This window comes from Sinorhizobium sp. 8-89 (assembly GCF_030124325.1).
In the GTDB taxonomy this organism is placed as follows: domain Bacteria; phylum Pseudomonadota; class Alphaproteobacteria; order Rhizobiales; family Rhizobiaceae; genus Sinorhizobium.
Genome location: NZ_JASKLR010000004.1, coordinates 431682 through 456508, shown reverse-complemented (window position 1 = coordinate 456508; position 24827 = coordinate 431682). Strand labels below are relative to the sequence as shown.

Here is a 24827-nt window from a genome sequence, read left to right as displayed (position 1 = left end):
GTCGAAGGCAGCAAGCTCTGAGAACTTTTCCGGTGGAACCCGGTAGTCGATGACCGATTCCACCGAGTCGTTGTGAGGGGCAGGAAAGTTGTGCTCGTAGAATGTCTTCGACGCGACAATCCGCTTCCATGGCCCGGGCCGGTGCCACACCAGTTGGCTTTCCGTCGTCTCGTTCGGTTCACCGTATTGATCGATCACAAGCTGGGCGGCCTCGCGAGATTCCTCTGGCCAGTCCTGGACATATTTAGAGAAATTCTGTTCAGGCATCATCTACCTCCGCGGTGAGGCGCCAACCGGCACAACGCCGGAAAGTTCCGCGGCTGCAGCTTCGCCGTTCGGCCCTGATGCGCAAAACGCAGGCGGCGTCGACTAATGTGACGGTTGATGAAGCTGACGGCTCTCGGCAGGCGACGCCAAGCCGCGTGCCGTTCGCAATGCAGCAAGGGCTTCTTCCGGCGAATGGCACAGAAGATTGAGTTCGGTCGGCCGGCGAAGCGCTATCTGGATGTGATGCGGTCCGAACATGCGAACCAGGCCATATCCAGGAAAACGGCCATTGCCGGCCGCACGGTTGTTCCAGCGCGTGATCATGCCGTACGGCCACGGGGTATAGGAATGTTGCACATCCAGAATGCGGGCGCATTCCTCATAGAACGCCTTCTTGCTGATGTCCGTGCCAGCGCCCATGCGACAGATTCTCTTCCTCGCTCCGTAAGCCGGAGTCTTGGAACCGTTCCCGCCGGACAATGTTCCCGATCTGTCTGCGTTCACGCGGAACAATCAAAAGCGACGTCGGTTCGACCTTCGTGAAGACATAGGAGGAAAAATCATGAGCGCTTCCGGTGTCGCTGCCTTCGACAAGACACTTCAGGTCACCAACACATGGTTGGACGACATCATGAAACAGCAAGGGCCGGATCGCCAGGTTGCGTGGCATATCCTCGGTGCCGTCTTGCATACGATACGGGACCGTTTGCCCGCAGATCTGTCCGCCCACCTTGCCGCCCAACTGCCACTGCTGGTGCGCGGCGCGTATTACGAGCAGTACGAGCCATCCAAGCAGCCCATGCGATTGCATTCGCTCGACGAGTTCCTCACGCAGGTGAAGGAGGAACTAGCCTTCACACGGCCGGTGGACGCGAAAGATGCGGTGCAGACGGTCTTCGGCGTCCTGTCGCATTATCTCGATCCCGGTCAGGTCGCGAAGGTGCGGGAAAGCTTGCCCGAAGACATACGTGCTCTGTGGCCGGACCCCCATTCCCGACATTGAATAGGAGCGATCCGGGTTATCGCCACGCAGAAGAGTTCATCGTGATTCCCGTCCGGACCGGATGGCGATGGAACGCGGCGACTCCGCGGTTGCGAAGTATGCGGCCAGCGCCACGATGTCGTTGTCGGAAAGCGTTCTCGCTACCTCTCGCATCAAATGTCCATATCCGGTGTCGCCGCGCCGCCCCTCTCGGAAGAGATGCAGTTGTTGCTCGACATAGGGCGCTGGCTGACCGGCCAGCGACGGGAATGCCGGATTGCGATCTCGGCTCGCGTGACAGACAAGGCAGGCGGGAATACGTCTTGACGGATTTCCCTCCGTAGCAAGTTTCCTGCCTGCTTCGACAAGCTCTGTCGCAGTGCCTGGTCTTGCCGGTGGTGGGGGCAATGCTGCGAAATGCGCTGCGAGGCCTTGCCAGTGGCGACGATCGACGATCGTTGCGACCACATTCATTACACCGCTCGCTCTGCGGTCCTCGGCGTAAGCGCCGAGACTCTGAAGAAGGTAGGTCTCGTTTTGGCCTGCGATGACCGGCGTCGCCGTGCTGCGACCCCGGCCATCCACGCCATGGCATCGCGTGCATTCGGCGAGAACCTGCTGAAAGGTCGTCGGCCGATCGATGAGCGCACCCGCCGGGCCGTATGCGAGGTCGCGATAGCCCTCGACGTCAAGCGCCGGCAGCCGCCGAAGGAAGGCGACCATCGCCCAGGCCTCGTCCTCGCGTCGTTCGCTAGGCCAGGCCGGCATTCCGGTGAAACGTACACCATGCTTGACGATGCGAAAGAGTTCGGCATCGCTCCAGGTGTTGACGCGCCCGGCGAGGTCCGGCGGTTGCGGCAGCATGCGCAGGACGGCCGGCGAGCGGGGTTCGCCCGGTGCGCCATGACAGGGGGCACAACCGCGCGCAAAGTGGCCTGCCGCCGTCTGGACAGCGTGGTGCGGGAGCTCCGGAGGGACTTCAACGGCAAGAGCATATGTTCTGACCGCCGACCGCATTGCGAAATGCAGGAACCAGTCAGTGATTTTCCAATGGCCGCTCGACGCGCCGACGTTGAAGAAACCGATCCAGGCGCCTAAAACCACCGCGAAAGGGAGGATAGCGAGCACTACGGCGACGTGTTTCCAGTTGACGTGCATCAGCCCTCTGCCTTCCTCTGATGGCCCGGCGCCAATAGCCGAGCCAGCAGCGTCACGCCCCCGGCGAGATAGACGACAGCGCCGACGGCGAGCATGATGACTCCACCAAGCACCTGGTCCTGCTCAGCGCTGAGGGGATTACCAAAACAGACGACAGGGCCCCTCCCATAGAGCGGCCTCGGGCTGAGCGCGAGCAGCACGCCCATCAAGGTCATGTGCACTGACGTGAGAAGAAGCGCGAAGGCCCCGGAGGCAGCCGCCGCCTGGTCCCTTCCGCCGTACTGTCCGAGGCAGGAAAGCCACAGGAAAAGCCCTGCCGCGAGAAAGGTTGCTTGCTCCAGCAGGAAAGCCGCGACGTCGGTCCGCGCGAGCGCGCGCAAGATCGGCGCGTGCCATGTCCACACGACAACAAATTCGACGAACGAGGCAATCAGAGGCGTTGCCGGTGCAAACAGAAGGGCAGCAGCGGACCGGTGGATCCTGAGCGTGCTCAACCCCATCGCTATCAGCGGTGCCGCGATCGCGACTATGCCCATATGCGCCAGCATGTGGGTGGTAAACGATCCCTGCGAATCCGGCAGCAGGGAACCTGTAACGATCAGGGCCAGCAGCGCCATCCCGGACAGGAGTGCCAGCCGCCTCATCGCAAACACTCCGTCACGAACAGTACCGGCAGCGCGACGAAGATCACCGCGATGAAACTCAGACCGGAAAGCAACAGCGTGGCGAAACCCTGGAAGAGCGTGCGGTCATGGCGCGTCGGCTCATCATGCGGCGGGTCATGGGCGCCGAAGCCCCATTGCCGCCAGGCGAGCCAGGCGGACACCAGAATGGCGACAAGCGCGAATGCCGTCGCCACGCCTATGCCGGCACGAATTGCATCGAAGCCGATTGGGAACCGGTCGCGTTTGGCACAATAGATTGCCACGCCCAGATAGCAGATCAGGAAGTGAGCCGCCCAGACGACCGGTGCCGTAAAGAGCGTCCAGAGCGAATCCAGGCGGCCGCTGGGACGCGATCGTGGGGGCGTCGTGCGCATCGCTACCTCCATCCGGCTTGCGGGAAGAGCCCAATCACGGGGAAGGTGACTGCGGCGGTGATCACGAGAAAATGCCAGAAGAGAACCACGTTGCTCAGATCGGCATCGTATTGGCGCGTCAGGCGGCCTGCGAAGCTGCGCGCCAAGCAATAGGCCTGCATGACGGCACCTACCGCGGCATGAGCCAGCACCCATATGACCAGGATCCAGACAATGGCCGGGTATACATGCGCGGTCGGCTGCATAGCGTGCGCCCGGGGCCCTTGGAAAGCAGCGCCGCTTGCGGCGCAGGTCAAAGCGAAGGAGACCGCGAGGCAAAGCCGCATGACGAGAACGTCGCCCTTGGCGTTGTAGTGGCGGGCCACGACGGTCAGGCCCCATGCCGTGGCAAAGAGTGCGAGCGCCAGTAACGGCCAGAATGAACCTGGACCGTCGATGCCGCCGGTAAAATCAGGGTGGATCGTCCAATAGAAAAAGTATCCGAAGACGAGACTTGCGAATGCGGTGCTGTCGCCGACCATGGTGATGAACATCGCCCACCAGCCTACCGACGCCGGGCCCGAGGCGTAGATAGGCAATGTGAGATCGAGCCCGACGTCCTTCTCCGGCTTTTCCGGGATCTCGGCCGTTCCGGTCCAGAGCCACCAGACGATGCCTGTGAAAGCCGCCACCGCAGCCGCCAACGAGGCAATCCACCAATGAAAGGTCAGCGCGATGAAAGTTGCGCCGAGCGATGCAGCCGAAACGATTGTGAGATAGGACGTTCCGCCGACGCGCAGGACTTGCAGGGGCCTGGCATCGAGGACCGAGGTGACAAGCCCCTCTCGCCGGCCTTCCTCTGCGTCGGGGAGATAGCCGCGCCCTTCGCTGATATCGCGCATCAGCGTCTTCTGGTCCCACAGCGGATAGCGGCTCGTGATCACCGGAATTGAGCGCACGCCCCAGTTCTCCTCGGGTTCCGATATCCATTCGAGCGTGCCGGCCCGCCAAGGGTTCATCTCGCCACGGAGGTAGCGATTTTTGGGGCGGAGAACGTCGAAAGCGACGAGCACCACACCGGAGGCAAAGACGAACGCGCCCGTAGTGGAGATCAGGTTGAGCCAATCCCAACCGAGTTCCGCCTGATAGGTGAACACCCTGCGCGGCATGCCGCGCATGCCTGTCAGATGCATGGGAAAGAACGCGATGTTGAAGCCGGCAAACATAAGCCAGAACGCTATCCGGCCGAATGTCTCCGAGAGGTGCTTCGCGTCTATGAGAGGATAATAATAGTAGATCCCGGCCACGACCGGGAACAGCATGCCTCCGATCATCACGTAATGGAGATGCGCGACGACGAAATATGTGTCGTGCGCCTGCCAGTTGAAGGGCGCGAGCGCCACCATGACGCCCGTCAATCCGCCGATGACGAAGATGGCGATGCCGCCAACGCCGAAGAGCATCGGGACCGAGAAGATAACCCGGCCGGCAAGCATGGTCGCGATGAAGACGAAAAGCTGCACGCCGGTTGGAATGACGACCGCTTCCGACGCCGCCGAGAAGAAGGCCAGCGAGATCTGCGGCAGCCCTGTTGCGAACATGTGGTGAACCCACAAGCCAAAGGAGAGAAAGCCGGTGCCGACGGCGGCGAGAACGATCCAGGAGTATCCGACGATCGGCCGTTGCGAAAAGGTCGGCACGATCATAGCCATTAACGCAATGGCCGGCAGGAAAATGATGTAGACCTCCGGATGACCGAATATCCAGAACAGGTGCTGCCATAGCAGCGGATCGCCTCCGCGTGTCGGATCGAAGAAGGGCCAGTCGAACATTCGCTGCATCTCGAACAGGATGTCCCCGGCAATCAACGGCGGAAAGGCGAACAGGATCATTCCCGCGACGATCAGCAGGTACCAGGCAAACAGCGGCATCAAATTGATGCGCATGCCCGGTGCGCGGCATTTCATGATGCCGACGATCAGCTCGACCGCCGCTGCTATCGACGCGATCTCGATAAAGGAGAGGCCGAGCAGCCAGATGTCGGCGCCCACGCCGGACAACTCGGGATCGGTGGCGAGCGGCGGGTACATGAACCATCCAGATGACGGCGCCGCATCAAAAAAGATGGAGCCGCATACAAAAACGCCGCCGATCAGAAAACTCCAAAAGCCGAACGCACCTAGCCGCGGGAAAGGTAATTCCCTGGCGCCCAGCATCGGCGGCAACAGGAAGATCGCCGCAGCCTCGAAGATCGGCACGGCGAAGAGAAACATCATCACCGTTCCGTGGAGCGTGAAGGCCTGATTGTAGAAATCTGCAGAAAACAGGTCGCTCACGGGTGTCGCCAGTTGCAAGCGCATCAACAGCGCCAGAACTCCGCCAAAGAGCATGAACGCGAACGCCGCCGACGAATACCATAATCCCACTTGAAAGTTATTGACCGACGTCCAGTAGCGCCAGCCGGTCGGATTCGCCCAGACTGCACGCAATCGCTCCGCCTGCGCATGGCGGATCTTGCGCGTGTCTGCGTCGGGTCGAACACTCATTTGAGCCCCTTCAGATAGGTGGCGATGGCTCGTATCTCGTCCGGCGGCAACATCGCGAAAGACGGCATTCGGGTTCCCGGCTTGAGAACGCCGGGCTCCACAATGAAGCTAGCGATTGCGGCTTCGGTGTTGGGGAGGATGCCTGCGCCAACCGTTTCCCTTCCGCCAAGATGAGACAGGTCCGGGCCGACCAGTCCGCGCGCCTCCGTGCCGTCGACGCGGTGGCAGCTTCCGCAACCATGTTTCATGAAGAGATGCTGGCCCGGCCCTCCCGCGTTCGCGGCGGGGTTTGACTGAGCGGCCAGCCAACGATCGAAGTCGTCCGGTCGCATCGTCACGGCAGAAAAGGCCATCAATGCGTGCGATGTCCCGCAAAACTCCGTGCATACGCCGCCATAGACGCCCACCTTGTTGGCCAGGAGGGAGAGCCTGTTCGTGCGACCCGGTATCATGTCCATCTTGCCGCCTAGCGATGGTATCCAGAAGGAGTGGACGACATCGTCGCTTCGCAGCACCAGCTCGACGGGCTCGCCCACCGGCAGCCTTACCTCGTTGGCAGAGATCGCTGGCGGCCCAGGCGATTGGTGATAAGCGACCCGCCACCAGAACTGAGTACCGGTGATTTCGATGCGCAAGGCGCCAGCGCTAGAAGGTCGCAGGCCCGGCATCAGCCATAACGCGTATGTCAGGAGCGCAAACAGCACCACGGAGGAAAAGATCGGTCCCGCCCACAGGATGAGCTTGCCGGCGGCGTCTTCACTCCACATGTGACGGCGATCGCGCAGGGCGTAAACAAGAAGGCCGACCACGGCGAGCCAGATGAACGCTCCCGTGCTCACCAACACCCAGAACAGCAATGAAGTGGCGTCCGCTTCCGATCCGGCGGTGTCAAGCGCCGATTGACGTCCGCTACATCCGCAGCAAAGAAACGGCGCGCCTGTCGCGTAGCGCCCGAAGATCGAGCGGCGCTGCTCGGGATGGCAACCATAAACCACGGCGATTTCCGTCTTTCAACGCGCAAACCATTCCGCGGAGGAACCCCTGATTGCGTTCAAAGTTCCGCTAGGGTGTGGCCGGGACTCCGCCGCGCCGGCGATTAGAGCCCGAAGGGGAACGTCTCCGGCACGCCCGGGCTTACATGCTCCGGCATCAGAGGTGTTACCGGCGTCGTCCGGTCGAACCAGACAAACGCATCGAATTGCTGCGGCAGAGACGCATGGGCGTAGTGGCTCATGCGTTCGGTCTCGGGTCTGTAGATGACACCGATGAATCGCTCGAGCTTCGGCTCGTTCAGACGCCGGCGCAAAGCGTCGTCGCGTGAAAAATCGAGCAGAAAGCGATCAACTCGCGAGTCGTGAAAAAGCCGTTCGTAGCTGCCGGGGAGGGAAGGCTGGATCTCCTTCGTCTCCATTTCGCCGTCCCAGTCGCTTGCCGCGGCCACTTTGCCGCCGTGTGTTCCGAAGCCGATCAAGGCGGCCTGCTCCGCAAAGCGTTCGCGGCAAAGCTGGCCGATGTTCAACTCGTCGCGAGCCGCCCCCATCTCCGTGTGGCGGGCATCGCCTATGTGTGAATTGTGTGCCCAGACGACGGCCCTCGAACCGGGTCCCTGGGACCCGAGCAGGTGTTCGAGCGTTTCGAACATGTGGCTGTCGCGCAAATTCCACGATTCGGCGCCGCCGTAATACATGGTCCGGTAGTATCGTTCGGCGGAGGCAATTAACCGGGCGTTCTGTGCGGCGTCGAAAAGCTGCTCCCGGTCCGCGTCGGTGGCTTGCAGGCGTCGCTGCAGGAGTTCACGGCATTGACGCATCACGGCCTCCTCGCACTTGTGGTAGCTGGCGGTGAGCACCGCCCGACCGTAGGTGGAGGGGTCGTTTTGCCAGGGGGTTAGGCACCCGTAGCGTTCGCGTGCGATTGTCGCGGCGGCCGGATCGACTTTGTCGAGGTAATCCAGGACGGCGGCAATGGATTCGCGCATGTTGTAGATGTCGAGCCCGTAGAACCCGGCTTGGTTCTCCCCGGCAACGTCCTGATTGTGTTCGCGCATCCAGTCGATGAATGCCATGACCTCGCGATTTCTCCACATCCAGGTGGGAAAGCGCAGGAACGGAGCTTTCATCCCTCTCCTGGGGGCGCGATGCCGGACATACCGGTCTACGGCTGCCGCATCCGGCCAGTCGGCCTCCGCCGCGACGATTGTAAAGCCGTGCTCCTCGATCAGCCGGCGGGTTATCGCCGCGCGAGCGCGATAGAATTCCGAGGTCCCGTGACTCGCTTCCCCGAGCAATACCACCCGGCGATCGCCAAACCGGTCAAAGAGGCGCCCGAATGCCGGATCGTCGATATCCGGTAGTGGTTCGGCCGCGTCGGCCACCATCTCGGGCAGCGTCCGCGCAGGCGGGCGGCGGGTCGATCGAGCAGGCTGCGACGGTTCTTCTTTCCGGGCGTGCTCGCCGATCAGCGGCACAAAGCGCACACCGCCAAGGTCGTGCTCTTCGAAGGTGGTGGCGTTGACGCGTGTCACCTTGAGCAAGCGCTGCTCACCGGCCGGTCCGATGGGTATGACCATGTGACCGCCAAGGTCGAGCTGTTCCTTCAGCGCTTGAGGCACCCCGGGGCCGCCGGCCGCCACGAGAATGGCATCGAAGGGGCCTGCTTCCGGCCAGCCCTTCGTTCCATCGCCGATGCGAATATCGAGGTTGTCGTAGCCGAGCTTGGCAAATCGCTTTCTGGCCTCGTTTGCGAGCGCCGCATGACGTTCGATCGTATAGACATGGGCGGCGATCCTGCTCAGAACAGCGGCTGCGTAACCAGAGCCAGTTCCGATTTCGAGCACCGTATCGCCGGGTTCGATCTCGGCCTGCGCGATCATCAACGCGACGATGTAGGGCTGCGAAATCGTCTGTCCTTCGCCGATCGAGAGCGCAGTATCTTCATAGGCGAACTCCTCAAAGCCTGGATCGACGAATGCCTCGCGAGGAACAGCTCGCATGGCTTCGACGACGCGGGGATCATCGATCCCGCGGCGGACGATATGGAGGTCCACCATCCGGTCGCGAGCACGGGAGAGATCGAGCTTCATGAGAGATTCCCTTGCATGATTGATAATCAACGGGCACCCGCCGGAGCTGTTTCACGGTCGCGTGCGAGCTGGTTTTCGTGGTTCAGTCGGAACCAGTGAGGAGCGCGAATGTTCCGCGTGACCATTCCGAATGGAGCGCTGCGTGAGCTCCATTCAGGCGGGCGTTCGCCGGGGGTCGCCAAGTCGCAGCCGTCGCGGCTTCCGCGGCAATGTTCTTGGCTCCGTCTGCCGCTCGGCAGGCTCGATAGAACCCAAGCGAACGGTCGGCTGCTTCCGTCGACAGCCAAGCCCGGAGCTGCTGTTTTACTCTCCGCGATCATTCTTGGGAACCAAGCGTCCCACGCATTGGTTTGTGATGCATTCCCGTGTCCCGATCGACGGAGACTTCCATGGCCAAGAGAAACTCGCGCCCGGCAAATTCCAAGTCGGCCGTGATTCACGAACAGAAGCTAACGCGTGGCAACGGAGGTGAGTTGCATCAGATTGCCGAAACCGGAACTCCGATTTTAACGACCGCGCAGGGAGGCCCGGTTGCCGACGACCAAAACAGTCTGCGCGCGGGCGAGCGTGGCCCGACGCTCATCGAGGACTTCCATTTTCGCGAAAAGCTCTTTCATTTCGATCACGAACGCATTCCCGAGCGCGTCGTGCATGCGCGCGGCTATGGGGCGCATGGCTATTTCGAGACCTATGAATCTCTTTCCGCAATCACGCGGGCCGATGTCTTCCAGCGCGCGGGGGAGCGAACGCCGGCCTTCGTACGATTTTCGACCGTCGCGGGTAGCAAGGGGTCCGCCGATCTCGCGCGCGACGTTCGAGGGTTTGCGGTCAAGATCTACACCAAGGAGGGCAACTGGGACATCGTCGGCAACAACATCCCGGTTTTCTTCATCCAGGACGCGATCAAGTTTCCGGACGTCATTCACTCGGTGAAGCCGGAGCCGGACCGCGAGTTTCCCCAGGCGCAGTCGGCCCACGACAATTTCTGGGATTTCATCAGCCTGACACCGGAAAGCATGCACATGATCATGTGGGTCATGTCGGACCGGGCCATTCCGCGTTCCTTCCGCTTCATGGAGGGTTTCGGCGTTCACACCTTCCGCTTTGTGAACGAGAAGGACGAATCCACGTTCGTAAAGTTTCACTGGAAGCCGAAGCTTGGGCTCCAGTCCGTCGCCTGGAACGAGGCCGTGAAGATTAACGGGGCGGACCCGGACTTCCACCGGCGCGACCTGTGGGAAGCCATCCAGTCGGGCAATTTCCCCGAATGGGACCTGCACGTGCAGCTCTTCGATCAGGATTTTGCCGACAGGTTCGATTTCGACATCCTCGATCCGACCAAGATCATCCCGGAGGAGGTCCTGCCGACGAAACCGGTCGGACGGTTGGTCCTCGATCGCATGCCGGACAATTTCTTCGCCGAGACCGAGCAGGTCGCCTTCATGACGCAAAACGTGCCGCCCGGCATCGACTTCAGCGACGATCCTCTGCTACAGGGCCGCAACTTTTCTTATCTCGACACGCAGCTCAAGCGGCTCGGCAGCCCGAACTTCACCCACATTCCGATCAACGCGCCGAAATGTCCGTTCCAGCATTTTCAGCAGGACGGCCACATGGCCATGCGCAACCCGGTCGGGCGTGTGAACTATCAGCCGAATTCCTGGGGCGAGGGTCCGCGTGAATCGCCGATGAAAGGCTTCCGGCATTTCGCTTCTGACGAGCAAGGCCCCAAGGTCCGCCTGCGCGCCGAGAGCTTTGCCGATCATTACAGCCAGGCTCGCCTGTTCTTCATCAGCCAGACGCCTCCGGAACGACGCCACATCGCCGACGCGCTCACGTTCGAATTGAGCAAGGTGCAGACGCCGGCGATACGAGAACGCATGGTGTCGCATCTCCTCAACATCGACGAAACGCTCGGGAAAAAAGTTGCGCATGCACTGGGCCTCAAGTCGGTTCCAAAACCGGCGGATGCCGCCGTTCCTACACGCCAGGACCTCGACCCCTCGCCAGCACTCAGCATCATCGAGCGGGGCCCAAAACGCTTCGAAGGCCGAAAGCTCGGCATACTTGTGACGGACGGGACCGATGCGTCGGTTTTGAAGGCCGTGACGACGGCGGTCATCACAGAAGGGGCCGTGTTCGAGTTCATTGCACCGAAGGTCGGAGGTATCACGGCCTCGGACGGCCAATGGATGCAAGCACATCAGATGATTGAGGGGGCGCCGTCAGTCTTGTACGACGCCGTGGTTCTCCTGCCTTCGCCTAACGCCGTATCGGAACTGGTGGACGTCGCAGCGGCGCGCGATTTCGTGGCCGACGCTTTTGCCCATTGCAAGTATATCGGCTACGTCGAGGCGGCCGTTCCACTGCTGGAGAGGGCAGGCATCGCCAACGCTCTCGACGAGGGAACAATCAGCCTCGGAGATACCAAGAGTGTCCAGACCTTTATCAAGAGCCTCGGCAGCCTGCGCGTTTGGGCAAGAGAACCTTCTGTGAAGCTGAAATAGCGGCGTGCCAAGCGAGGGCAACCGCGACGTCTCGACTCGTGATCACTCTCGAATAGCAACAGCAATGGAGAAAGAGATGGAGGAAACACAAGCGATTTCCCGGCCTCAACGGTCGTCCGACTATCCGGGGCGTCAGACGGACTGCGTCGCGGCGCTGAGACCAGCCGTTTCGGACCTGGCTGCGACGTCTCAGGAAAACATCGTCGCAGCAATCGGCGGAGAGATGACGGACGAGTTGCTCGCGCTCGCCCACAGGGCAGAAGAGGCGGGCTGGACCTTCGAGGAGGCATCGGCGGCGATCGAAACGCTCGCTCGTGAATATGAGGGCGCCAAGGGCACCATCTTCGACTGAGATGGCCCGGTTCGCGCCGATTCGAGTTGCCGCACGCCCTTCAGCCGATTTCGGTCGAGGAATGATGGGCGGGCGATTGCGGTGGAACCTGCCTCGACAGGGCTGGTTAGATGGACCGAGAGGTAAAGGCCATTGGCGAAGCTTGGCGTCCTGACGTTTCATCGCTGCATCAATTATGGGTCCTTCTGGCAGGCACGCTGTCTGGTCCTTGGTCTTCGTTCGCTCGGCGCTAAACCTGTCGTTCTCGACCATCGTTCCGACCGTGTCAGCCGCGCCGAGTGGCGCTGCGCGCTGCAGCCGCTGCTGCCCGCGAGGACCGCACGGTCGGACATCTCGATTTACGCCTCGAAAATCAGGAAATTCCAGAACGCTTTCGCATCATTTCCGCTCAGCGCGGCGTTTGCGCTTGACGAGCCGCTCGCCCCCGAAGATTGCGACCTCGTCGTCGTTGGCAGCGACGAAGTCTGGAATTTTCGACATCCCTGGTACGGCGGGGTCCCCCTCTTCTATGGGGAGGGCCTCTCGGCAAAGAGGATCGTTTCCTACGCGGCGACCTTTGGAAGTCATCCCGCCGCGAACGGACTTGAGAGCTATTGGGCGGATAAGCTCCGGCAGTTTCATGCCATTTCCGTGCGCGACGAAAATTCAAGGACCATCATCGAGAGGGCGCTTGGACGCGAGGCGGCGCTTGTCCTTGATCCGTGCCTGCAATTTCCTGAAACGATCGCGCCGTGCCGCAACCTTGCGATCCCGCGTCCCTACGTTGCCGTCTACGGGCACTCATTTCCGTCCTGGTTTCAGCAGGAGGTTCGCCGCTGGACGGCATCCCGCTCGCTTCCTCTCATCAGCATAGGTTACCGCAACGATTGGGCGGACGAGCAGTGGCTCGACGGCGGACCCTACGATTTCGCCGGCTTCATTGCCGGTGCCGAAGCTGTGGCCACGAATTTCTTTCATGGCTGCGTATTCGCGCTTCTCAATGGCAAGCCTTTCGCCTGCGTCCTTTCCGACTACCGTTCCAACAAGGTCCGCGACCTCACGCGCATGGTCGGTGCGCAACGTCACGTGGTGTCGCAGAAGACGCCTCCGGCGGACTATGAGAGCATTCTCGGCGAGGCGCCGAGTCCGGCCATCGACGACCGGCTCGAGCAACTTCGCCTGCAGTCGCGGAGCTATCTGACCAATGTCCTCGACTGAAGATCGGGCGCCATCGGATGGCACCTCCCTTTCACCGAGACAGATGGACGCTTCGGGTCTGTGCATCGGCTGCGGCGTATGCATGGCGCAGTCCAACGGGGATGCCGCCGGGATGCGGCTGGATCGTTATGGCCAGTTCAAACCGGCGGCATCCCGTCCCCCGCGGGGCTTCGCTGAGCTGTGCCCGTTCTCGCCTGACGCCAGGAATGAAGACGACATTGCCCGCGAGCGGTTTGCATCGGCAAGATACTTCGATTCGCGGATCGGGCGCTTCGAGGCCGCCTATGTGGGACATGTCCGTGAGCACGGCTTTCGTACGGACGGCAGTTCCGGTGGCATGGCCAACTGGACAGCGGTGGAGCTTTTGGAAAAGAGCCTGGTTGACGGTGTTGCTCACGTGGTTCCTCGACGCGGGACCTTAGGACCTCTGTTCCATTATCGTATATCGCGGACCGTGGAGGACATACGCGCGGGCGCCAAGTCACGCTATTATCCGGTGGAACTGTCCGGGATCATCGAAGAAATAAGACGCTGTCCCGGGCGCTACGCAGTCGTCGGTATCCCTTGCTTCATCAAGGCCCTGCATCTCCTCTGCCTGCAGGATCCGGTGCTGCGCGAACGCCTTGCCTTTACGCTAGGGCTCTTCTGCGGACATATGAAAAGCGCGCGTTTCGTCGAGAGCATCGCCTGGCAGATGGGCGAGAGAATCGAAGCTGTTGCGGGGTTGGATTTCCGACTGAAGGATGCCCGCAGGCCAGCGAACTGGTACACCGCCCACCTCGTACTGAAGGACGGAAGCACAAGGAGTAAGGACTGGTGGCATCTGGCGGACGGCGACTGGGGGGCCGGCTTCTTTCAGAACCCCGCGTGCAATTTCTGCGACGATGTCGTCGCTGAAACCGCCGACATTTCCTTTGGCGACGCCTGGGTGGAACCCTATGCATCCGACGGGCGCGGCACGAATGTCGTTATCGTGCGCTCGCCGCTGCTTCAACGGCTGATCGACGGCGCAGTCGATGAAGGGCGGCTCGAGCTGCAGGAGGTCGACAGCGCATTTGTTGTGCAAACGCAGGCTGCTGGGTTCAGGCAGAGACGCGAAGGCTTGGCCTTTCGGCTGAACCGGCGGCGGCACGGTGTGATGCCGAAAAAGCGCGTCGCGCCACAACGAGGCGGCCTGAGGGCGCGGCGGATGGTCGTCTACTGGCTGCGCAACTCGATCAGCGCGCAAAGCCACCGGGTGTTTTGGCTCGCGAGAATATCGCGCCTGCCGACGGTCTATATCCGCTGGGCATCGACGATGCTTGCCCTTTATCAGGGCGTGACCTACTCGCGCGGCTGGATCGGAAGGTTCATCGACCGCATCTGCCGCGAAGAGCAGACAGGCGATCGAGGCAGATCATCGAGCGACGACGAACCGGGGGCATAACGCGTCGTCATCTCCGCACAGAAATTAGCAAATTCCTCCGGTACGATCGGCGCGCTCGTATGATGCGGCGCCAGGCCCCTGTGTTCCGGCGTGAAACAGAAAGTAACCGTGACATCGAACTCTTCGAGCGCCTCCATCTGTCTGTCGAACCAGGCAAGTGCGTTTGGCCGGAAACGGTCGGCCCAGGACAGGCCGGTGCGCAGGTGGGTGACGCCGAGGCGCTTCATCCATGAAACGGCGTCGTCAAGCCGGGGGTCCTCGAAATGGAACCATTGCACGAGACCGATCTCCGGGGTGTGTCGGGCAAACTCCTCGAGCGCCAGCTTGGGCGAACCGTCCTCACGCAAAAGACCCATGTAGAAATGCCGGTAGTAGGACGAACCCTCGGCCTCCTTGTGCCGGGTCGTCGCGGGCCAGGCGCTCGGCAGGTCGTAGAGGCTGTACCACTGAATTCGTTCGACTCTGCCCTTGAGCAGTTCGGCCGTCTTCTTCAGCCCCCAAAGCTGCACTTCCTCGGCACCGAAGGTCGACACGCCCACCTCGCTGATCCAGACCGGCAGATCGGTCACGGCACGCAGTTCCTCGACCCTTCGCGGCCATTCCTGGATTTGCCAAAGATTCCAGTCGAGCGGAAAGCCGTGCGCCGCCACGGCATCGACGTGATCGAGGACGCCATAGGATTTCATCAGGCCTATGAACCCCGGATCGATCGGCGAAATTCCGCCAAGCACCCGCGTGAGCCCAGGGTTGACGTCCCGGATCGCATCCGCGGCCAGCTTTGCCATGTATGCAAAGCGGCTCCAGTCCGGATCGATCTCGGGATCCCAATGCGACTTGTTGTTCGGCTCGTTCCAGATCATGGCGGCTTCTATCATTCTTACCTCCGAACGCCCGTGGCCAGGCTGTTTCCGTTTGACGCATGGCGCGACGTCGGCGCTTCGCCGCGTTCACGTGAAGTCCGCATTCACCGTCAGGACCTTCGCGCCCCAATCGCCCGCCGCCACGGCGGAGACGGAGGCCGGCCCGACCTCGAGTCGGGACCAGGCGTCCACCGATAGACCGAGGACATGGCAAATGAGCGCCTTGATGACATCGGCGTGGCTGACAAGGGCGATCTTCTTGTCGCGCTCGCGCGCTGCCAGCGTTTCGACGAACGCCATCACCCGGTGCTGTACGTCTAGCATCGTCTCGCCGCCCGGAGTGCGCACCAGACTGCGCCTGCAATTCCATTGCTGCCAGAGCGGGTCCGTGTTGAGGACTTCGAAGGTCTTGCCCGACCAGGAACCGAAGTCGACTTCGTCAAGGGCGTCGGCGGTCTTCACCTCAGCAATCGCGGATGCGGCGGCAATTGCCGCTGCCGTCTCCTGTGTTCGTCTGCGCGGGCTGGCGTAGATCGCCGCGATGTCCTCACCGGCGAGCCGCGCCGCCAGACGTTCGGCTTGCGCGCGGCCGGCGTGGCCGAGCGGGACGTCGCTTGTGCGACCGGCGAGGAAATTGCCGACCCTGTCGTGTGCGGCGTGCCGCACCAGCAAAAATGTCGTCGTCACTCTGCTGCCCCCAGGAGTGCGTCGGCATCACCGGCAATGAACTCCTCCAGCCGCCTGCGCGCCTCGGCGTCGGTGAATTGCTGTGGCGGCGACTTCATGAAATAGCTCGACGGCGCAATCAGCGGACCACTGATGTCACGGTCGATCGCGAGCTTCGCGCATCGAATCGCATCGATAACCACGCCGGCCGAATTGGGCGAGTCCCATACCTCGAGCTTCAATTCGACATTGAGGGGGACGTTGCCGAACGTCGTGCCCTCGACGCGAATATAGGCGAACTTGCGGTCGGCCAGCCAAGGCACGTGGTCGCTGGGTCCGACATGGATGTCGCCGGCTGCAAGCGGAATGTCCATCTGGCTGACGACCGATTGCGTCTTCGAGAGCTTCTTGGATTCGAGCCGTTCCCGCTCCAGCATGTTGAGGAAGTCGGTATTGCCGCCGAAATTGAGCTGGTAGGTCCGGTCGATGCGCACGCCTCTGTCCCGAAAGAGATTGGCGAGCAGCCGGTGCACGATCGTCGCCCCGACTTGGCTCTTTATGTCGTCGCCGATCAGCGGCAGCCCGCGCTCGGCGAATTTTCGCTGCCACGATCGGTCGGAGGCGATGAAGACAGGGATACAGTTGACGAAACCGCAGCCGGCGGCGAGCGCCTGCTCCGCATACCAGCGCGTCGCGATTTCCGAGCCGACCGGGAGATAGGAGATGAGAACGTCTGTTTCCGTCTCTCGCAAAACTTCCGCGACATCGGCTGCAGGCGCGTCGGATTCCTCGATTTCCTCCCGCAGGTACCGCCCAATGCCGTCGAGTGTCCTGCCGCGTTGGACAACGACGCCGGTGGCAGCGACATCAGCGAAGCGGAAAGTGTTGTTCGGAGGGGCGTAGATGGCTTCCGCCACGTCATGTCCGACCTTCGCGGCGGCGACATCGAAGGCTGCAGAAACTTCGATATCGCGGACGTGGTAGCCGCCGAGATTGACATGCATCAGTCCTGGAACGGGTTCATCTTCACTCGCACCGCGATAGAACGTCAGCCCCTGAACGAGGGAGGACGCGCAGTTCCCGATCCCGACCAGCCCGACCCGAATGGATTTCGATCGCATCTGTCCGCTACTCCTGCGCAGTATCTACAATGCTGGCCAAACCCGCGCACGGCGGAATGGTTCCTTCTCCCGTTTCTCGCGCATCGCGGATCGAATTCAGCCGCGGCGCGTTGAAGGCGAATGTGCAGCGACGGACGAAGCCATGCTCATATACGGTGATGTGACGCGTTCGGAGCGCGCCGACGCGTTGTGCGCGGCGATCGCGGCGCAGTTGCGGGGGCTCGAACATCGACAGCCGGGCATCGAGCGCCACGCCGCGCTCGTCGGCATCCTGCTGAAGGCCGGCGAGCTCGTGCAGGGATTGTCGGACATCGAATTCGAAAAGGTGGTGGCCGACGACCTGTCTGCACGGCGCGAGATCGGCGGCGTCGTTCTTCTTGACCTGGCGCGGCTTGTCGTCCGCTCCTGGCAGCAGGGCTTGACCGGTCCGCTCACGGTGCCGCCGCGTGTGACGGCGTTGTTACCGGACCTGCGGGCGCCGCTTTCGCTCAGCATCAAGGAGGCGGAGGGCTACAGCTTTTACGCTCTTTATCCGGAAAGCTACGCCGAAGCCGCCGTACGCTCCGGGCTTACGGCGAACGCGACCGTGATTGGCATCCGAAGCATCGGAACCAGCCTGTCGGCAGTGGTCGCCGCTGTCATCGGCGCCACAGAGCCGGTCACTCTGCGGCCGACCGGCCCTCCTTTCCAAAGGCGAGTTGCGGTCGCGTCGCGGCTTTCGCGGTGGCTTCTGCGTGATCCGGCAGCCAATTTTGCGATCGTCGACGAGGGACCAGGTCTTTCCGGCAGTTCCTTCGGAAGTGTCGGGGATTGGCTCCACGATCATGGCGTCGACGACAAACGCATTCATTTCTTCCCCGGCCACAAGGGAGAGCTCGGGCCGGAATCCTGCTGTCGCCACCGGCAACGCTGGGTGGCAAGCCCCCGTCATGTGGTCGATGTCGACGATCTCCTCCTCGAAGCCACCCACCCGCCGTGCCGTCTCGCCTCCTGGGTCAGTGACCTCGTCGGCCCGCTCGAAAGGCCGCTCGAAGATGTTTCCGCCGGCGCCTGGCGGAACGCGCTTCATGGCGATCATCATGCCTGGCCCCCGGCCGACCGGAGATTCGAACGCAGAAAATTCCTCGCCCACACGGCCGACGACATATGGCTCGTCAAATTTGCCGGGCTCGGAGATGTAGGCCAGCGCAAGCTGGCCAAGGCACGCCTCCTTGCCGAGTCCGGCTTCACACCCCCCGTCGCAGGATTGTGTCACGGCTTCCTCGTCGAGAAGTGGGTGGCGGCGAGATCGGCCGCACCAAGCGAATTCCGCCACGCGGCTTTTATCCACCATCTCGGACGCTACCTCGCCTTCCGGGCGCGCTGCCTGCCGTTGCCGGTGACCGCCGGAGCGTCGCTTTCGAAGCTGTGCGAGATGGCGATCGTCAATACCGAAGAGGCACTGGGCGCGGCTGCGGCATCGCGGCTGAGGTGCCTGATCTACGGCGCCGAGCGTCACGATTGCCTCCTGCAGCCTGTCGATACCGACAACCGGCTGCATCGCTGGGAGTGGCTTGCCGGAGGCGAGCGGGGCTTTCTCAAGGCCGACGCGCTCGACCACAGCGCCGCCCATGACCTGGTTGGATGTCAGGACATTGCCTGGGATCTTGCGGGGGCGAGCATCGAGTTCGGGCTTTCGATGCAGGAATCGGCCGACTTGCGCGCGGTCGTGTCCGAAGGATGTTCGCGCGCGGTGAACGTCGAACTAGTGGCAATCCTCGAGCTCTGCTATCTGGCGTTTCAACTCGGCCTGTGGACTTCGGCAAAGCCGGCCGCCGCCGCTGAAGAAGTTCCTCGGCTGGAGGCGGTCGCGTCACATTACGCGAAGCTTCTGCTGCGCCGTATAGAACGCGACAGCTTGTGATCAGCGAGAGGGCGGCGTGTTATCTATGGCCCGTAAATTCTGTCGAGGACATCCGCCACCGCGACCAGGCGTTCATTGTCGGGATCGAAACGCTCCCCTGCGGCCAGGCGCTTCGCCCAGGCGGCTGCCGCGCGTCCGCCCCAGGCGTCGGGAGGGAGCGCCAGCACCTGCCGTTGTGTCCCGCGATACCGCTCGGCCGAAAAGTCGAGATAGGACCCGCTCACGTTTCTAAAACTCGCGCCGCCTCCGGTGCCGTGAAAGTCGGCGGCAATTACCGCGTCGCATCCAGCCTGCAAATGCCACGAGCATGCGATACGGGCGACAACGCCGCTCGCCAATTCGAGAGTCGCGACGGCGTAGTCCTCAACCTCGTCGCCGTCGCGGCGGGCGGGAGCCCCTTTGCACATCAACCGGCTTTCGACGCGAACGACATCCGGGAACCCGAGAACCCAAAGGAGGAGGTCGACGAGGTGCACGCCGAGATCGATGACGCAGCCGCCGCCGGAAAGTGCCCTGTCGTAGAACCAGGGCTTGCTGGGCCCATAGGCGTTGTGAAATGTGAGATCCGCAGCGAAAACGGTGCCGAGTTCCCCCTGCGCGATCAGATCGCGGATCTGTTGCATCCCATCGGTGTGACGATAGGAAAGGTCCACGCTTAACAGCCTGTCCATGCTTCGAGCCGTGTCAACGACGGCTGCCGTCTCATCGCGCGTACGGCCGAGCGGCTTCTGGCAAAAAACCGCCACGCCTCGCTCCAGGGCGACGATCGATTGGGCAGCGTGGAGCGCGCTTGGCGAAGCGATTACGACGCCGTCCAGTTGCTGATCGAGCAAGGCTTCGAAGGAACTTACGACTGCGGCCTCGGGCGTCAACTCGCGAGCCGCCGCGGCCATCTCCGGTGAGGGATCGAAGATCGCAGCGGTCTCGACGGTTCCGGTGTCGACGATCGCTCTCATGCGATGGAGGCCGATTCGTCCGACGCCAAGGAAGCCAACGCGGGGGCGGCCGGCGCGTCGCGGGTTCGTTGAAAGCGGCATCACGCTACCCATCGTAGATCACCAGCCCCTTGATGAAGCCTTCCGGCCGATCGCGGGTCATGTCCAGCGCCGCGCCGAGCTGTTCGAGCGGAAACCGGTGCGTATAAAGGCGTGAAGGGGACATCCGCCCTGCGGCCGTGGCCGCGATCGCCTCATGGATGCCGCGCATGTAGACGGCGGGATCACGCTCGTGCGCATTGATCACATCAAGGCCGCGCCAGTTCCACAGCTGCATGTTGATCTGCCGCGGCCCGTCCTGATGGTAGCCTGCGATGACAAGCCGCCCACGCTCCTTCGTCAGTTCGCCCGCAAGGTCGAGAGGCCACTGCTTGCCGACGGCCTCGATGACACAGTCGCAGAGCTCCCCCGATGTCAGTTGCTTCACCTCTTCGATAATCCGCCAATGATCGTCCATGGCAACCACATGGTTGGCACCGGCGCGCTCTGCCGCAGCGAGCGACGAAGGTCGGCGTGAGATGGCGATCACTCGTGCGCCGGCGGCGCTTGCGAGTTCGGTCAGAAGAATTCCGAGAAAGCCGATGCCCACGATCGCCACGGTCTCCCCCGGCTTGATCGCGCTGCGGCGGAAGATATTGAAGGCGCAGCCGAGCGGTTCACCGGGAAAGGGCTGATCCGCAAGCGCCGCAGGCAGGGGGGCTATGGCTGTTTGGTCGGCAACGTCGTGCGTCGCATAGGCGTGATAGGAGAGTGCAGCCACGCGATCGCCCGCTGCAAAACCATGCACGTCCTCGCCAACCGCGTCGATAATTCCCCAACCCTCATGGCCGAGCGCCCCTGGTTCGGTCGGGAACTCCATCCAGTCCGGGCCTGCCCAGGGAACGAGATTGGAGGCGCAGACGCCGCACCCTTCGAGTCTGATCCGAACTTGCCCGCGGCCCGGGTGTGGCAGCGGCAGGGTTTCGATATGCACTTCACCTGGCCGGGTGATAATTGCCGCAGACATTGCATCCATCCGCTGAGGCGCCGCTATGTTCATGCCTGTTCCCTCCCGCTGTCGAGACCAATCCGGCAGGCCCGGGCGCGGCATTGGAATACCGCAAGGACCGTTTGCGCACTTTCCGGGGCAAACTGCAAACAGCCCTCGGCTGCCCTTGCGCCCTTAACTTGATGTTGCAGCTTTTGTTCCTGATGCCCTCATTTCGCGTGGAACACTCGCGCGAAAGCGAGGTTTGTACCTTGAGACGGGCCCACCATGCAGCTGTGATCAAAGTAGAACAAGAAGAAGAAGAAGTCATGGATGAAGGAACATTTGCTACCCAAGCTTGTTGGAGCTTTGTCTCTATCTCTGATCGAACATCGTCAGGTGCATTATGACAAAGGTTCTTGTTACCGGCGGATGCGGTTTCATAGGTCGGCATGTGGTCGAGGAACTCCTCTCGAGGAGCTATAGCGTACGCGTGTTGGACGTGCTCAATGAGCAAGTTCACGCGGATGCGCAGATTGCGCTGCCGCCTGACGTGGAGATGCGGCAGGCCGACATTCGCGACGCGGTTGCAGTAAGAAGCGCGCTGGCGGACGTCGATTGCGTTGTCCATCTCGCAGCCGAGGTCGGGGTCGGTCAGTCGATGTACGAGATCGCCCGCTACGTGGGCGTCAACGACTTCGGAACGGCCGTCCTGCTTGAGGCGATGATCGGAATGCCGGTCCGGCGCATCGTGGTCGCTTCGTCGATGAGCGTCTACGGTGAAGGCCTTTACGAGACGACGACGGGCGAGCGTTGTGCGCATGTCAGACGTTTCCCCGCCGCGATCAGGGCAGGCTCATGGGACCCGGCGGGACCCAACGGGGAGCATCTCAGACCGCTGGCGACGGATGAGCACAAGCCGGTCGATCTCGCGTCTATCTACGCGCTGACGAAGTACGCCCAGGAACGCCAGGTTCTGATTTTCGGGGAAGCCTATGGCGTGGAGGCCGTGGCGCTTCGCCTCTTCAATGTCTACGGCGCCGGTCAGGCGCTTTCCAATCCCTATACCGGCGTGCTTGCCAATTTTGCGTCGCGGCTTGCCAACGGACAATCGCCGATGGTGTTCGAGGATGGCAGACAACGGCGGGACTTCGTTCACGTTCGAGACGTGGCGCGGGCGTTCCGGCTGGCGCTTGAGCGGCCACACGCCGCCGGTCACGTCATCAATGTCGGCAGCGGCCAGGCCTACGCGATCGCCGATGTCGCCTCCCTGCTTGCCGACGCGATGGGAGTACCCGAGATCGAGCCGGAGATCATGAACAAGGCCCGCTCGGGCGATATCCGCAATTGTTTTGCCGACATTGCCACGGCGCGAGACCTGCTCGGCTTCAAACCCGCCCATCGACTAGAAGATTCACTCGCCGATTTCGCGCAATGGGTCGGCAGCGTCGGCGCGATCGACCGGGGCGCCGAGATGAAGCAGCACCTGGAAGCCCGGGGGTTGGTCCTATGAGCGCCGGGTCTCTGGACAGGCGTGCTCGCCTGGCGACGCCCGCCCTTTCCGGGAAGACGGCGGCAATCGTCGTCGTGGGCGGCAGCGGCTTCGTCGGCAGCAATCTCGCCGACAGTTTTCTGCGGGAGGGCGAGGAAGTGATCGTCGTCGACAATCTCAGTCGCGCCGGCGTCGAGCGAAACCTTGAATGGCTGGTGGACAATCACGGCGGCGCCGTCCACCCCGTGCTCGCCGATGTCCGCGATCTCGCCGCAATAGAGCCGGTCTTCAGGGACGCAAAGGCCGTTTTTCATTTCGCGGCGCAGACGGCGGTGACGACCAGCCTGCAGCAGCCGATCGACGATTTCGAGACGAATGCGCGCGGCACCCTCAACGTGCTCGAAGCCGCGCGAAAAGCCGGGCGTAAGGCGCCGGTCATATTCGCGAGCAGCAACAAGGTTTACGGCGCACTGGCGCAAATGCAGATGAACGAGGTCGGAGAACGCCACTTCCCGGTCGACGAGGTGGCGCGCAGCCATGGTGTCAGCGAGGCGCAGCCGCTCGACTTCTGCACGCCCTATGGCTGCTCGAAAGGTGTGGCGGATCAATACGTGCTGGACTACGCGAGGTCCTTCAAGCTCCCGACGGCCGTGCTCCGGATGAGCTGCATCTATGGTCCAAGGCAGTTCGGCACCGAGGACCAGGGATGGGTCGCGCATTTTCTCATTCGTGCGCTCGCGGGCGAGTCGATATCGATCTATGGCGATGGCAAGCAGGTGCGCGACATCCTCCATGTCGGCGATGCGGTCGCCGCCTACAGGGCGCTCCTTAAATCGATCGACCGCTTCAAGGGGCGCGCTTTCAATCTTGGTGGCGGGCCTGAGAATGCGGTCAGCATTGCCCAGGTTCTGGGCGAGATCGAAATCTTGACGGGGCGCCGGCTCGCGACGGTGAAGCGCGACTGGCGCGCCGGCGACCAACTGTTCTTCGTTGCCGATACGCGTGCGCTTGCCGACGCGGTCGGCTGGAAGCCGCGCATGGCCTGGCGTACGGGGCTACGTGATCTGCATGCCTGGCTTCTGAAGGATTGGAACGAGGTAAACAAGGTTCACCACCAAGCAAAGAGGATCACCGCATGAGCGATCGTGCCGGTTCCGCCCTTCGCTTTGTCAGCCGCGGCGGCACCCAGGGTCCGTTGCCGCGGCGGATCATTATGAGCGTCGATGCTGTGGGTGGCGTATGGCGTTACGCAATGGACCTCGCCGAAGCGCTACGCGGCGCCGGCGTGGAGACGCTGTTCGTCGGCTTCGGTCCCGAGCCTTCCGCGCATCAACGGCGCGAGGCTACCCGCATCGGCACGCTCGAATGGTTCGCAGCGCCGCTCGACTGGATGGCCGGCGACGAAAGCGAGCTCGACCGCGTGCCGGACCTTTTGACGGAACTGTCGCTCAGGCGCTCGGTCGATCTCTTGCATCTGAACCTGCCTTCGCTGGCGGCTGGCTTCCCGGCTCAAACGTCTGTCGTCGCGGTCTCGCATTCGTGCGTCGCTACGTGGTTCGAGGCCGTGCGCGGCTCTGATTTGCCGAGGGATTGGCTCTGGCAGAAGCGGCGCAACCGATTGGGTTTCGACCGCGCCGACGTGGTTCTTGCACCGAGTGCGAGCCATGCCGCAGCTCTCGATCGCTGTTACGGCCGGATCGACAATCTTGCGGTCGTCCACAATGCGAGCCGAAACCCGTGCTCTGCAGCCGTCAAGGAGAATTTCGTCTTTGCCGCAGCCCGCTGGTGGGACGAAGGCAAGAATGGTGCGGTGCTGGACCAGGCTGCCGCGCGTATTCGCTGGCCGGTCGTCATGGCAGGCGCATGCGACGGGCCAAACGGCGAGCGTCTGGCAATCAACCATGCCGATCATCAGGGGGAGTTGAGCCACGATCGGGCGTTGGCTCTGATGTCGAGAGCCGCAATCGTCGTCTCTCCCTCTGTCTACGAACCGTTCGGACTGGTTGCGCTCGAAGCGGCACGCACCGGCGCCGCCCTCGTACTTGCCGATATCGACACCTATCGCGAGCTTTGGGAAGGTGCTGCCCTGTTCGCCGATTCCGGTGACCCCGCCGCTCTCGCGGATGCCGTCAACACTTTGGCGAACGACGCAACGCGCATGGTCGAACTCGGCCGGCGGGCACGGTTGCGGTCGGCTGAATTTTCCATCGAAGCCCAGCGCGATGCGGTGCTCGACATCTACAGGCGAGCAATGCGCAGGTCTCCTCAACTGATGTCTGCGGAGTGAG

Annotated in this window: 22 protein-coding genes and 1 pseudogene; 10 read left to right on the top strand and 13 right to left on the bottom strand. The window is 62.3% G+C overall.

All coding sequences use genetic code 11. The annotated features are described in order from the left end of the window. Together QN219_RS12210 and QN219_RS12205 are read right to left on the bottom strand one after the other, a co-directional pair. Nucleotides 1-267: pseudogene (locus tag QN219_RS12210) on the bottom strand (hypothetical protein); the annotation flags it as partial. A 102-nt stretch (nucleotides 268-369) separates the two neighbouring features. Next, the gene (locus QN219_RS12205) at nucleotides 370-687 is read right to left on the bottom strand and encodes a hypothetical protein (RefSeq protein ID WP_283999929.1); all 318 of its coding nucleotides are present in this window, start codon (nucleotides 685-687) and stop codon (nucleotides 370-372) included. Between the two features lie 142 nt (nucleotides 688-829). On the opposite strand from QN219_RS12205, the gene QN219_RS12200 reads away from it, so the two are divergent. Then, nucleotides 830-1270, top strand: a complete 441-nt coding sequence (locus QN219_RS12200) for a DUF2267 domain-containing protein (RefSeq protein ID WP_269280968.1) — start codon at nucleotides 830-832, stop codon at nucleotides 1268-1270. A gap of 36 nt (nucleotides 1271-1306) precedes the next feature. Here QN219_RS12200 and QN219_RS12195 read toward each other — a convergent pair whose 3' ends face one another. From QN219_RS12195 to QN219_RS12170, 6 genes are all read right to left on the bottom strand, one after another. Continuing rightward, nucleotides 1307-2407 carry a c-type cytochrome gene (locus QN219_RS12195; RefSeq protein WP_283999928.1) on the bottom strand — a complete coding sequence of 367 codons (1101 nt, stop codon included), beginning with the start codon at nucleotides 2405-2407 and terminating at the stop codon, nucleotides 1307-1309. Next, a complete protein-coding gene (locus QN219_RS12190) occupies nucleotides 2407-3051 on the bottom strand; it encodes a cytochrome c oxidase assembly protein (protein WP_283999927.1) in 645 nt (214 codons plus the stop codon). The genes QN219_RS12195 and QN219_RS12190 overlap by 1 nt, the downstream gene beginning before the upstream one ends. Beyond that, complete coding sequence (locus QN219_RS12185; protein WP_283999926.1) at nucleotides 3048-3446, bottom strand: hypothetical protein; 399 nt, start codon at nucleotides 3444-3446, stop codon at nucleotides 3048-3050. Before QN219_RS12185 ends, QN219_RS12190 begins: the two co-directional genes overlap by 4 nt. A 2-nt stretch (nucleotides 3447-3448) precedes the next feature. Next, on the bottom strand, nucleotides 3449-5971 hold the full coding sequence (locus QN219_RS12180; protein ID WP_283999925.1) for a cbb3-type cytochrome c oxidase subunit I: 2523 nt from the start codon (nucleotides 5969-5971) through the stop codon (nucleotides 3449-3451). Next, entirely contained in the window at nucleotides 5968-6966 is a 999-nt protein-coding gene (gene coxB / locus QN219_RS12175) for a cytochrome c oxidase subunit II (RefSeq protein ID WP_283999924.1), read from the bottom strand. The genes QN219_RS12180 and coxB overlap by 4 nt, the downstream gene beginning before the upstream one ends. 101 nt (nucleotides 6967-7067) lie before the next feature. Continuing rightward, on the bottom strand, nucleotides 7068-9053 hold the full coding sequence (locus QN219_RS12170) for a protein-L-isoaspartate(D-aspartate) O-methyltransferase (protein WP_283999923.1): 1986 nt from the start codon (nucleotides 9051-9053) through the stop codon (nucleotides 7068-7070). Between the two features lie 389 nt (nucleotides 9054-9442). On the opposite strand from QN219_RS12170, the gene QN219_RS12165 reads away from it, so the two are divergent. The 4 genes from QN219_RS12165 to QN219_RS12150 all read left to right on the top strand — a co-directional run bounded on the left by QN219_RS12165 (nucleotide 9443) and on the right by QN219_RS12150 (nucleotide 14535). Continuing rightward, nucleotides 9443-11560 carry a catalase gene (locus QN219_RS12165; RefSeq protein WP_283999922.1) on the top strand — a complete coding sequence of 706 codons (2118 nt, stop codon included), beginning with the start codon at nucleotides 9443-9445 and terminating at the stop codon, nucleotides 11558-11560. 76 nt (nucleotides 11561-11636) lie between these two features. Beyond that, nucleotides 11637-11912, top strand: a complete 276-nt coding sequence (locus QN219_RS12160) for a hypothetical protein (RefSeq protein WP_283999921.1) — start codon at nucleotides 11637-11639, stop codon at nucleotides 11910-11912. Between the two features lie 132 nt (nucleotides 11913-12044). Next, nucleotides 12045-13109 (top strand): polysaccharide pyruvyl transferase family protein, encoded by a 1065-nt coding sequence (locus tag QN219_RS12155; protein WP_283999919.1) that lies wholly within the window; start codon nucleotides 12045-12047, stop codon nucleotides 13107-13109. Next, on the top strand, nucleotides 13096-14535 hold the full coding sequence (locus tag QN219_RS12150; RefSeq protein ID WP_283999918.1) for a Coenzyme F420 hydrogenase/dehydrogenase, beta subunit C-terminal domain: 1440 nt from the start codon (nucleotides 13096-13098) through the stop codon (nucleotides 14533-14535). Before QN219_RS12155 ends, QN219_RS12150 begins: the two co-directional genes overlap by 14 nt. On the opposite strand, the gene QN219_RS12145 is transcribed toward QN219_RS12150, so the two are convergent. From QN219_RS12145 to QN219_RS12135, 3 genes are all read right to left on the bottom strand, one after another. Next, nucleotides 14433-15410: a beta-xylosidase gene (locus QN219_RS12145; protein WP_283999917.1), complete on the bottom strand. Its 978-nt coding sequence runs from the start codon at nucleotides 15408-15410 to the stop codon at nucleotides 14433-14435. The genes QN219_RS12150 and QN219_RS12145 overlap by 103 nt on opposite strands. 72 nt (nucleotides 15411-15482) lie before the next feature. Beyond that, nucleotides 15483-16082 (bottom strand): histidine phosphatase family protein, encoded by a 600-nt coding sequence (locus tag QN219_RS12140; RefSeq protein WP_283999916.1) that lies wholly within the window; start codon nucleotides 16080-16082, stop codon nucleotides 15483-15485. Further along, the gene (locus QN219_RS12135; RefSeq protein WP_283999915.1) at nucleotides 16079-17182 is read right to left on the bottom strand and encodes an inositol-3-phosphate synthase; all 1104 of its coding nucleotides are present in this window, start codon (nucleotides 17180-17182) and stop codon (nucleotides 16079-16081) included. Before QN219_RS12135 ends, QN219_RS12140 begins: the two co-directional genes overlap by 4 nt. A 142-nt stretch (nucleotides 17183-17324) precedes the next feature. Here QN219_RS12135 and QN219_RS12130 point away from each other — a divergent pair, with 142 nt between their 5' ends. Then, nucleotides 17325-19085, top strand: a complete 1761-nt coding sequence (locus QN219_RS12130) for a hypothetical protein (protein WP_283999914.1) — start codon at nucleotides 17325-17327, stop codon at nucleotides 19083-19085. Between the two features lie 23 nt (nucleotides 19086-19108). Here QN219_RS12130 and QN219_RS12125 read toward each other — a convergent pair whose 3' ends face one another. Together QN219_RS12125 and QN219_RS12120 are read right to left on the bottom strand one after the other, a co-directional pair. Beyond that, entirely contained in the window at nucleotides 19109-20134 is a 1026-nt protein-coding gene (locus QN219_RS12125; RefSeq protein ID WP_405052128.1) for a Gfo/Idh/MocA family protein, read from the bottom strand. Further along, nucleotides 20127-21119 (bottom strand): zinc-binding dehydrogenase, encoded by a 993-nt coding sequence (locus tag QN219_RS12120; protein ID WP_283999913.1) that lies wholly within the window; start codon nucleotides 21117-21119, stop codon nucleotides 20127-20129. Before QN219_RS12120 ends, QN219_RS12125 begins: the two co-directional genes overlap by 8 nt. 50 nt (nucleotides 21120-21169) lie before the next feature. Between QN219_RS12120 and QN219_RS12115 the strand changes: the two genes are divergently transcribed. The 4 genes from QN219_RS12115 to QN219_RS12100 are packed head-to-tail and all read left to right on the top strand — an operon-like array spanning nucleotide 21170 to nucleotide 24826. Continuing rightward, entirely contained in the window at nucleotides 21170-21457 is a 288-nt protein-coding gene (locus QN219_RS12115) for a hypothetical protein (protein WP_283999912.1), read from the top strand. Next, nucleotides 21454-22560, top strand: coding sequence for an NAD-dependent epimerase/dehydratase family protein (locus tag QN219_RS12110; RefSeq protein WP_283999911.1), 1107 nt, complete (start codon nucleotides 21454-21456; stop codon nucleotides 22558-22560). The genes QN219_RS12115 and QN219_RS12110 overlap by 4 nt, the downstream gene beginning before the upstream one ends. Further along, nucleotides 22557-23678, top strand: coding sequence for an NAD-dependent epimerase/dehydratase family protein (locus QN219_RS12105; RefSeq protein WP_283999910.1), 1122 nt, complete (start codon nucleotides 22557-22559; stop codon nucleotides 23676-23678). Before QN219_RS12110 ends, QN219_RS12105 begins: the two co-directional genes overlap by 4 nt. Next, nucleotides 23675-24826 (top strand): glycosyltransferase family 4 protein, encoded by a 1152-nt coding sequence (locus QN219_RS12100; protein WP_283999909.1) that lies wholly within the window; start codon nucleotides 23675-23677, stop codon nucleotides 24824-24826. Before QN219_RS12105 ends, QN219_RS12100 begins: the two co-directional genes overlap by 4 nt. Nucleotide 24827 lies beyond the last annotated feature (1 nt).

Bases quoted from the DNA above. Each gene is read 5' to 3' on its own strand.
- QN219_RS12165 (WP_283999922.1), top strand. From the start codon at position 9,443: ATGGCCAAGAGAAACTCGCGCCCGGCAAATTCCAAGTCGGCCGTGATT.
- QN219_RS12135 (WP_283999915.1), bottom strand. From the start codon at position 17,182: ATGCGATCGAAATCCATTCGGGTCGGGCTGGTCGGGATCGGGAACTGC.
- QN219_RS12185 (WP_283999926.1), bottom strand. From the start codon at position 3,446: ATGCGCACGACGCCCCCACGATCGCGTCCCAGCGGCCGCCTGGATTCG.
- QN219_RS12145 (WP_283999917.1), bottom strand. From the start codon at position 15,410: ATGATAGAAGCCGCCATGATCTGGAACGAGCCGAACAACAAGTCGCAT.
- QN219_RS12205 (WP_283999929.1), bottom strand. From the start codon at position 687: ATGGGCGCTGGCACGGACATCAGCAAGAAGGCGTTCTATGAGGAATGC.
- QN219_RS12195 (WP_283999928.1), bottom strand. From the start codon at position 2,407: ATGCACGTCAACTGGAAACACGTCGCCGTAGTGCTCGCTATCCTCCCT.
- QN219_RS12170 (WP_283999923.1), bottom strand. From the start codon at position 9,053: ATGAAGCTCGATCTCTCCCGTGCTCGCGACCGGATGGTGGACCTCCAT.
- QN219_RS12160 (WP_283999921.1), top strand. From the start codon at position 11,637: ATGGAGGAAACACAAGCGATTTCCCGGCCTCAACGGTCGTCCGACTAT.
- QN219_RS12130 (WP_283999914.1), top strand. From the start codon at position 17,325: ATGCTCATATACGGTGATGTGACGCGTTCGGAGCGCGCCGACGCGTTG.
- QN219_RS12180 (WP_283999925.1), bottom strand. From the start codon at position 5,971: ATGAGTGTTCGACCCGACGCAGACACGCGCAAGATCCGCCATGCGCAG.
- QN219_RS12125 (WP_405052128.1), bottom strand. From the start codon at position 20,134: ATGGGTAGCGTGATGCCGCTTTCAACGAACCCGCGACGCGCCGGCCGC.
- QN219_RS12190 (WP_283999927.1), bottom strand. From the start codon at position 3,051: ATGAGGCGGCTGGCACTCCTGTCCGGGATGGCGCTGCTGGCCCTGATC.
- QN219_RS12120 (WP_283999913.1), bottom strand. From the start codon at position 21,119: ATGAACATAGCGGCGCCTCAGCGGATGGATGCAATGTCTGCGGCAATT.
- QN219_RS12200 (WP_269280968.1), top strand. From the start codon at position 830: ATGAGCGCTTCCGGTGTCGCTGCCTTCGACAAGACACTTCAGGTCACC.
- QN219_RS12110 (WP_283999911.1), top strand. From the start codon at position 21,454: ATGACAAAGGTTCTTGTTACCGGCGGATGCGGTTTCATAGGTCGGCAT.
- QN219_RS12150 (WP_283999918.1), top strand. From the start codon at position 13,096: ATGTCCTCGACTGAAGATCGGGCGCCATCGGATGGCACCTCCCTTTCA.
- QN219_RS12105 (WP_283999910.1), top strand. From the start codon at position 22,557: ATGAGCGCCGGGTCTCTGGACAGGCGTGCTCGCCTGGCGACGCCCGCC.
- QN219_RS12100 (WP_283999909.1), top strand. From the start codon at position 23,675: ATGAGCGATCGTGCCGGTTCCGCCCTTCGCTTTGTCAGCCGCGGCGGC.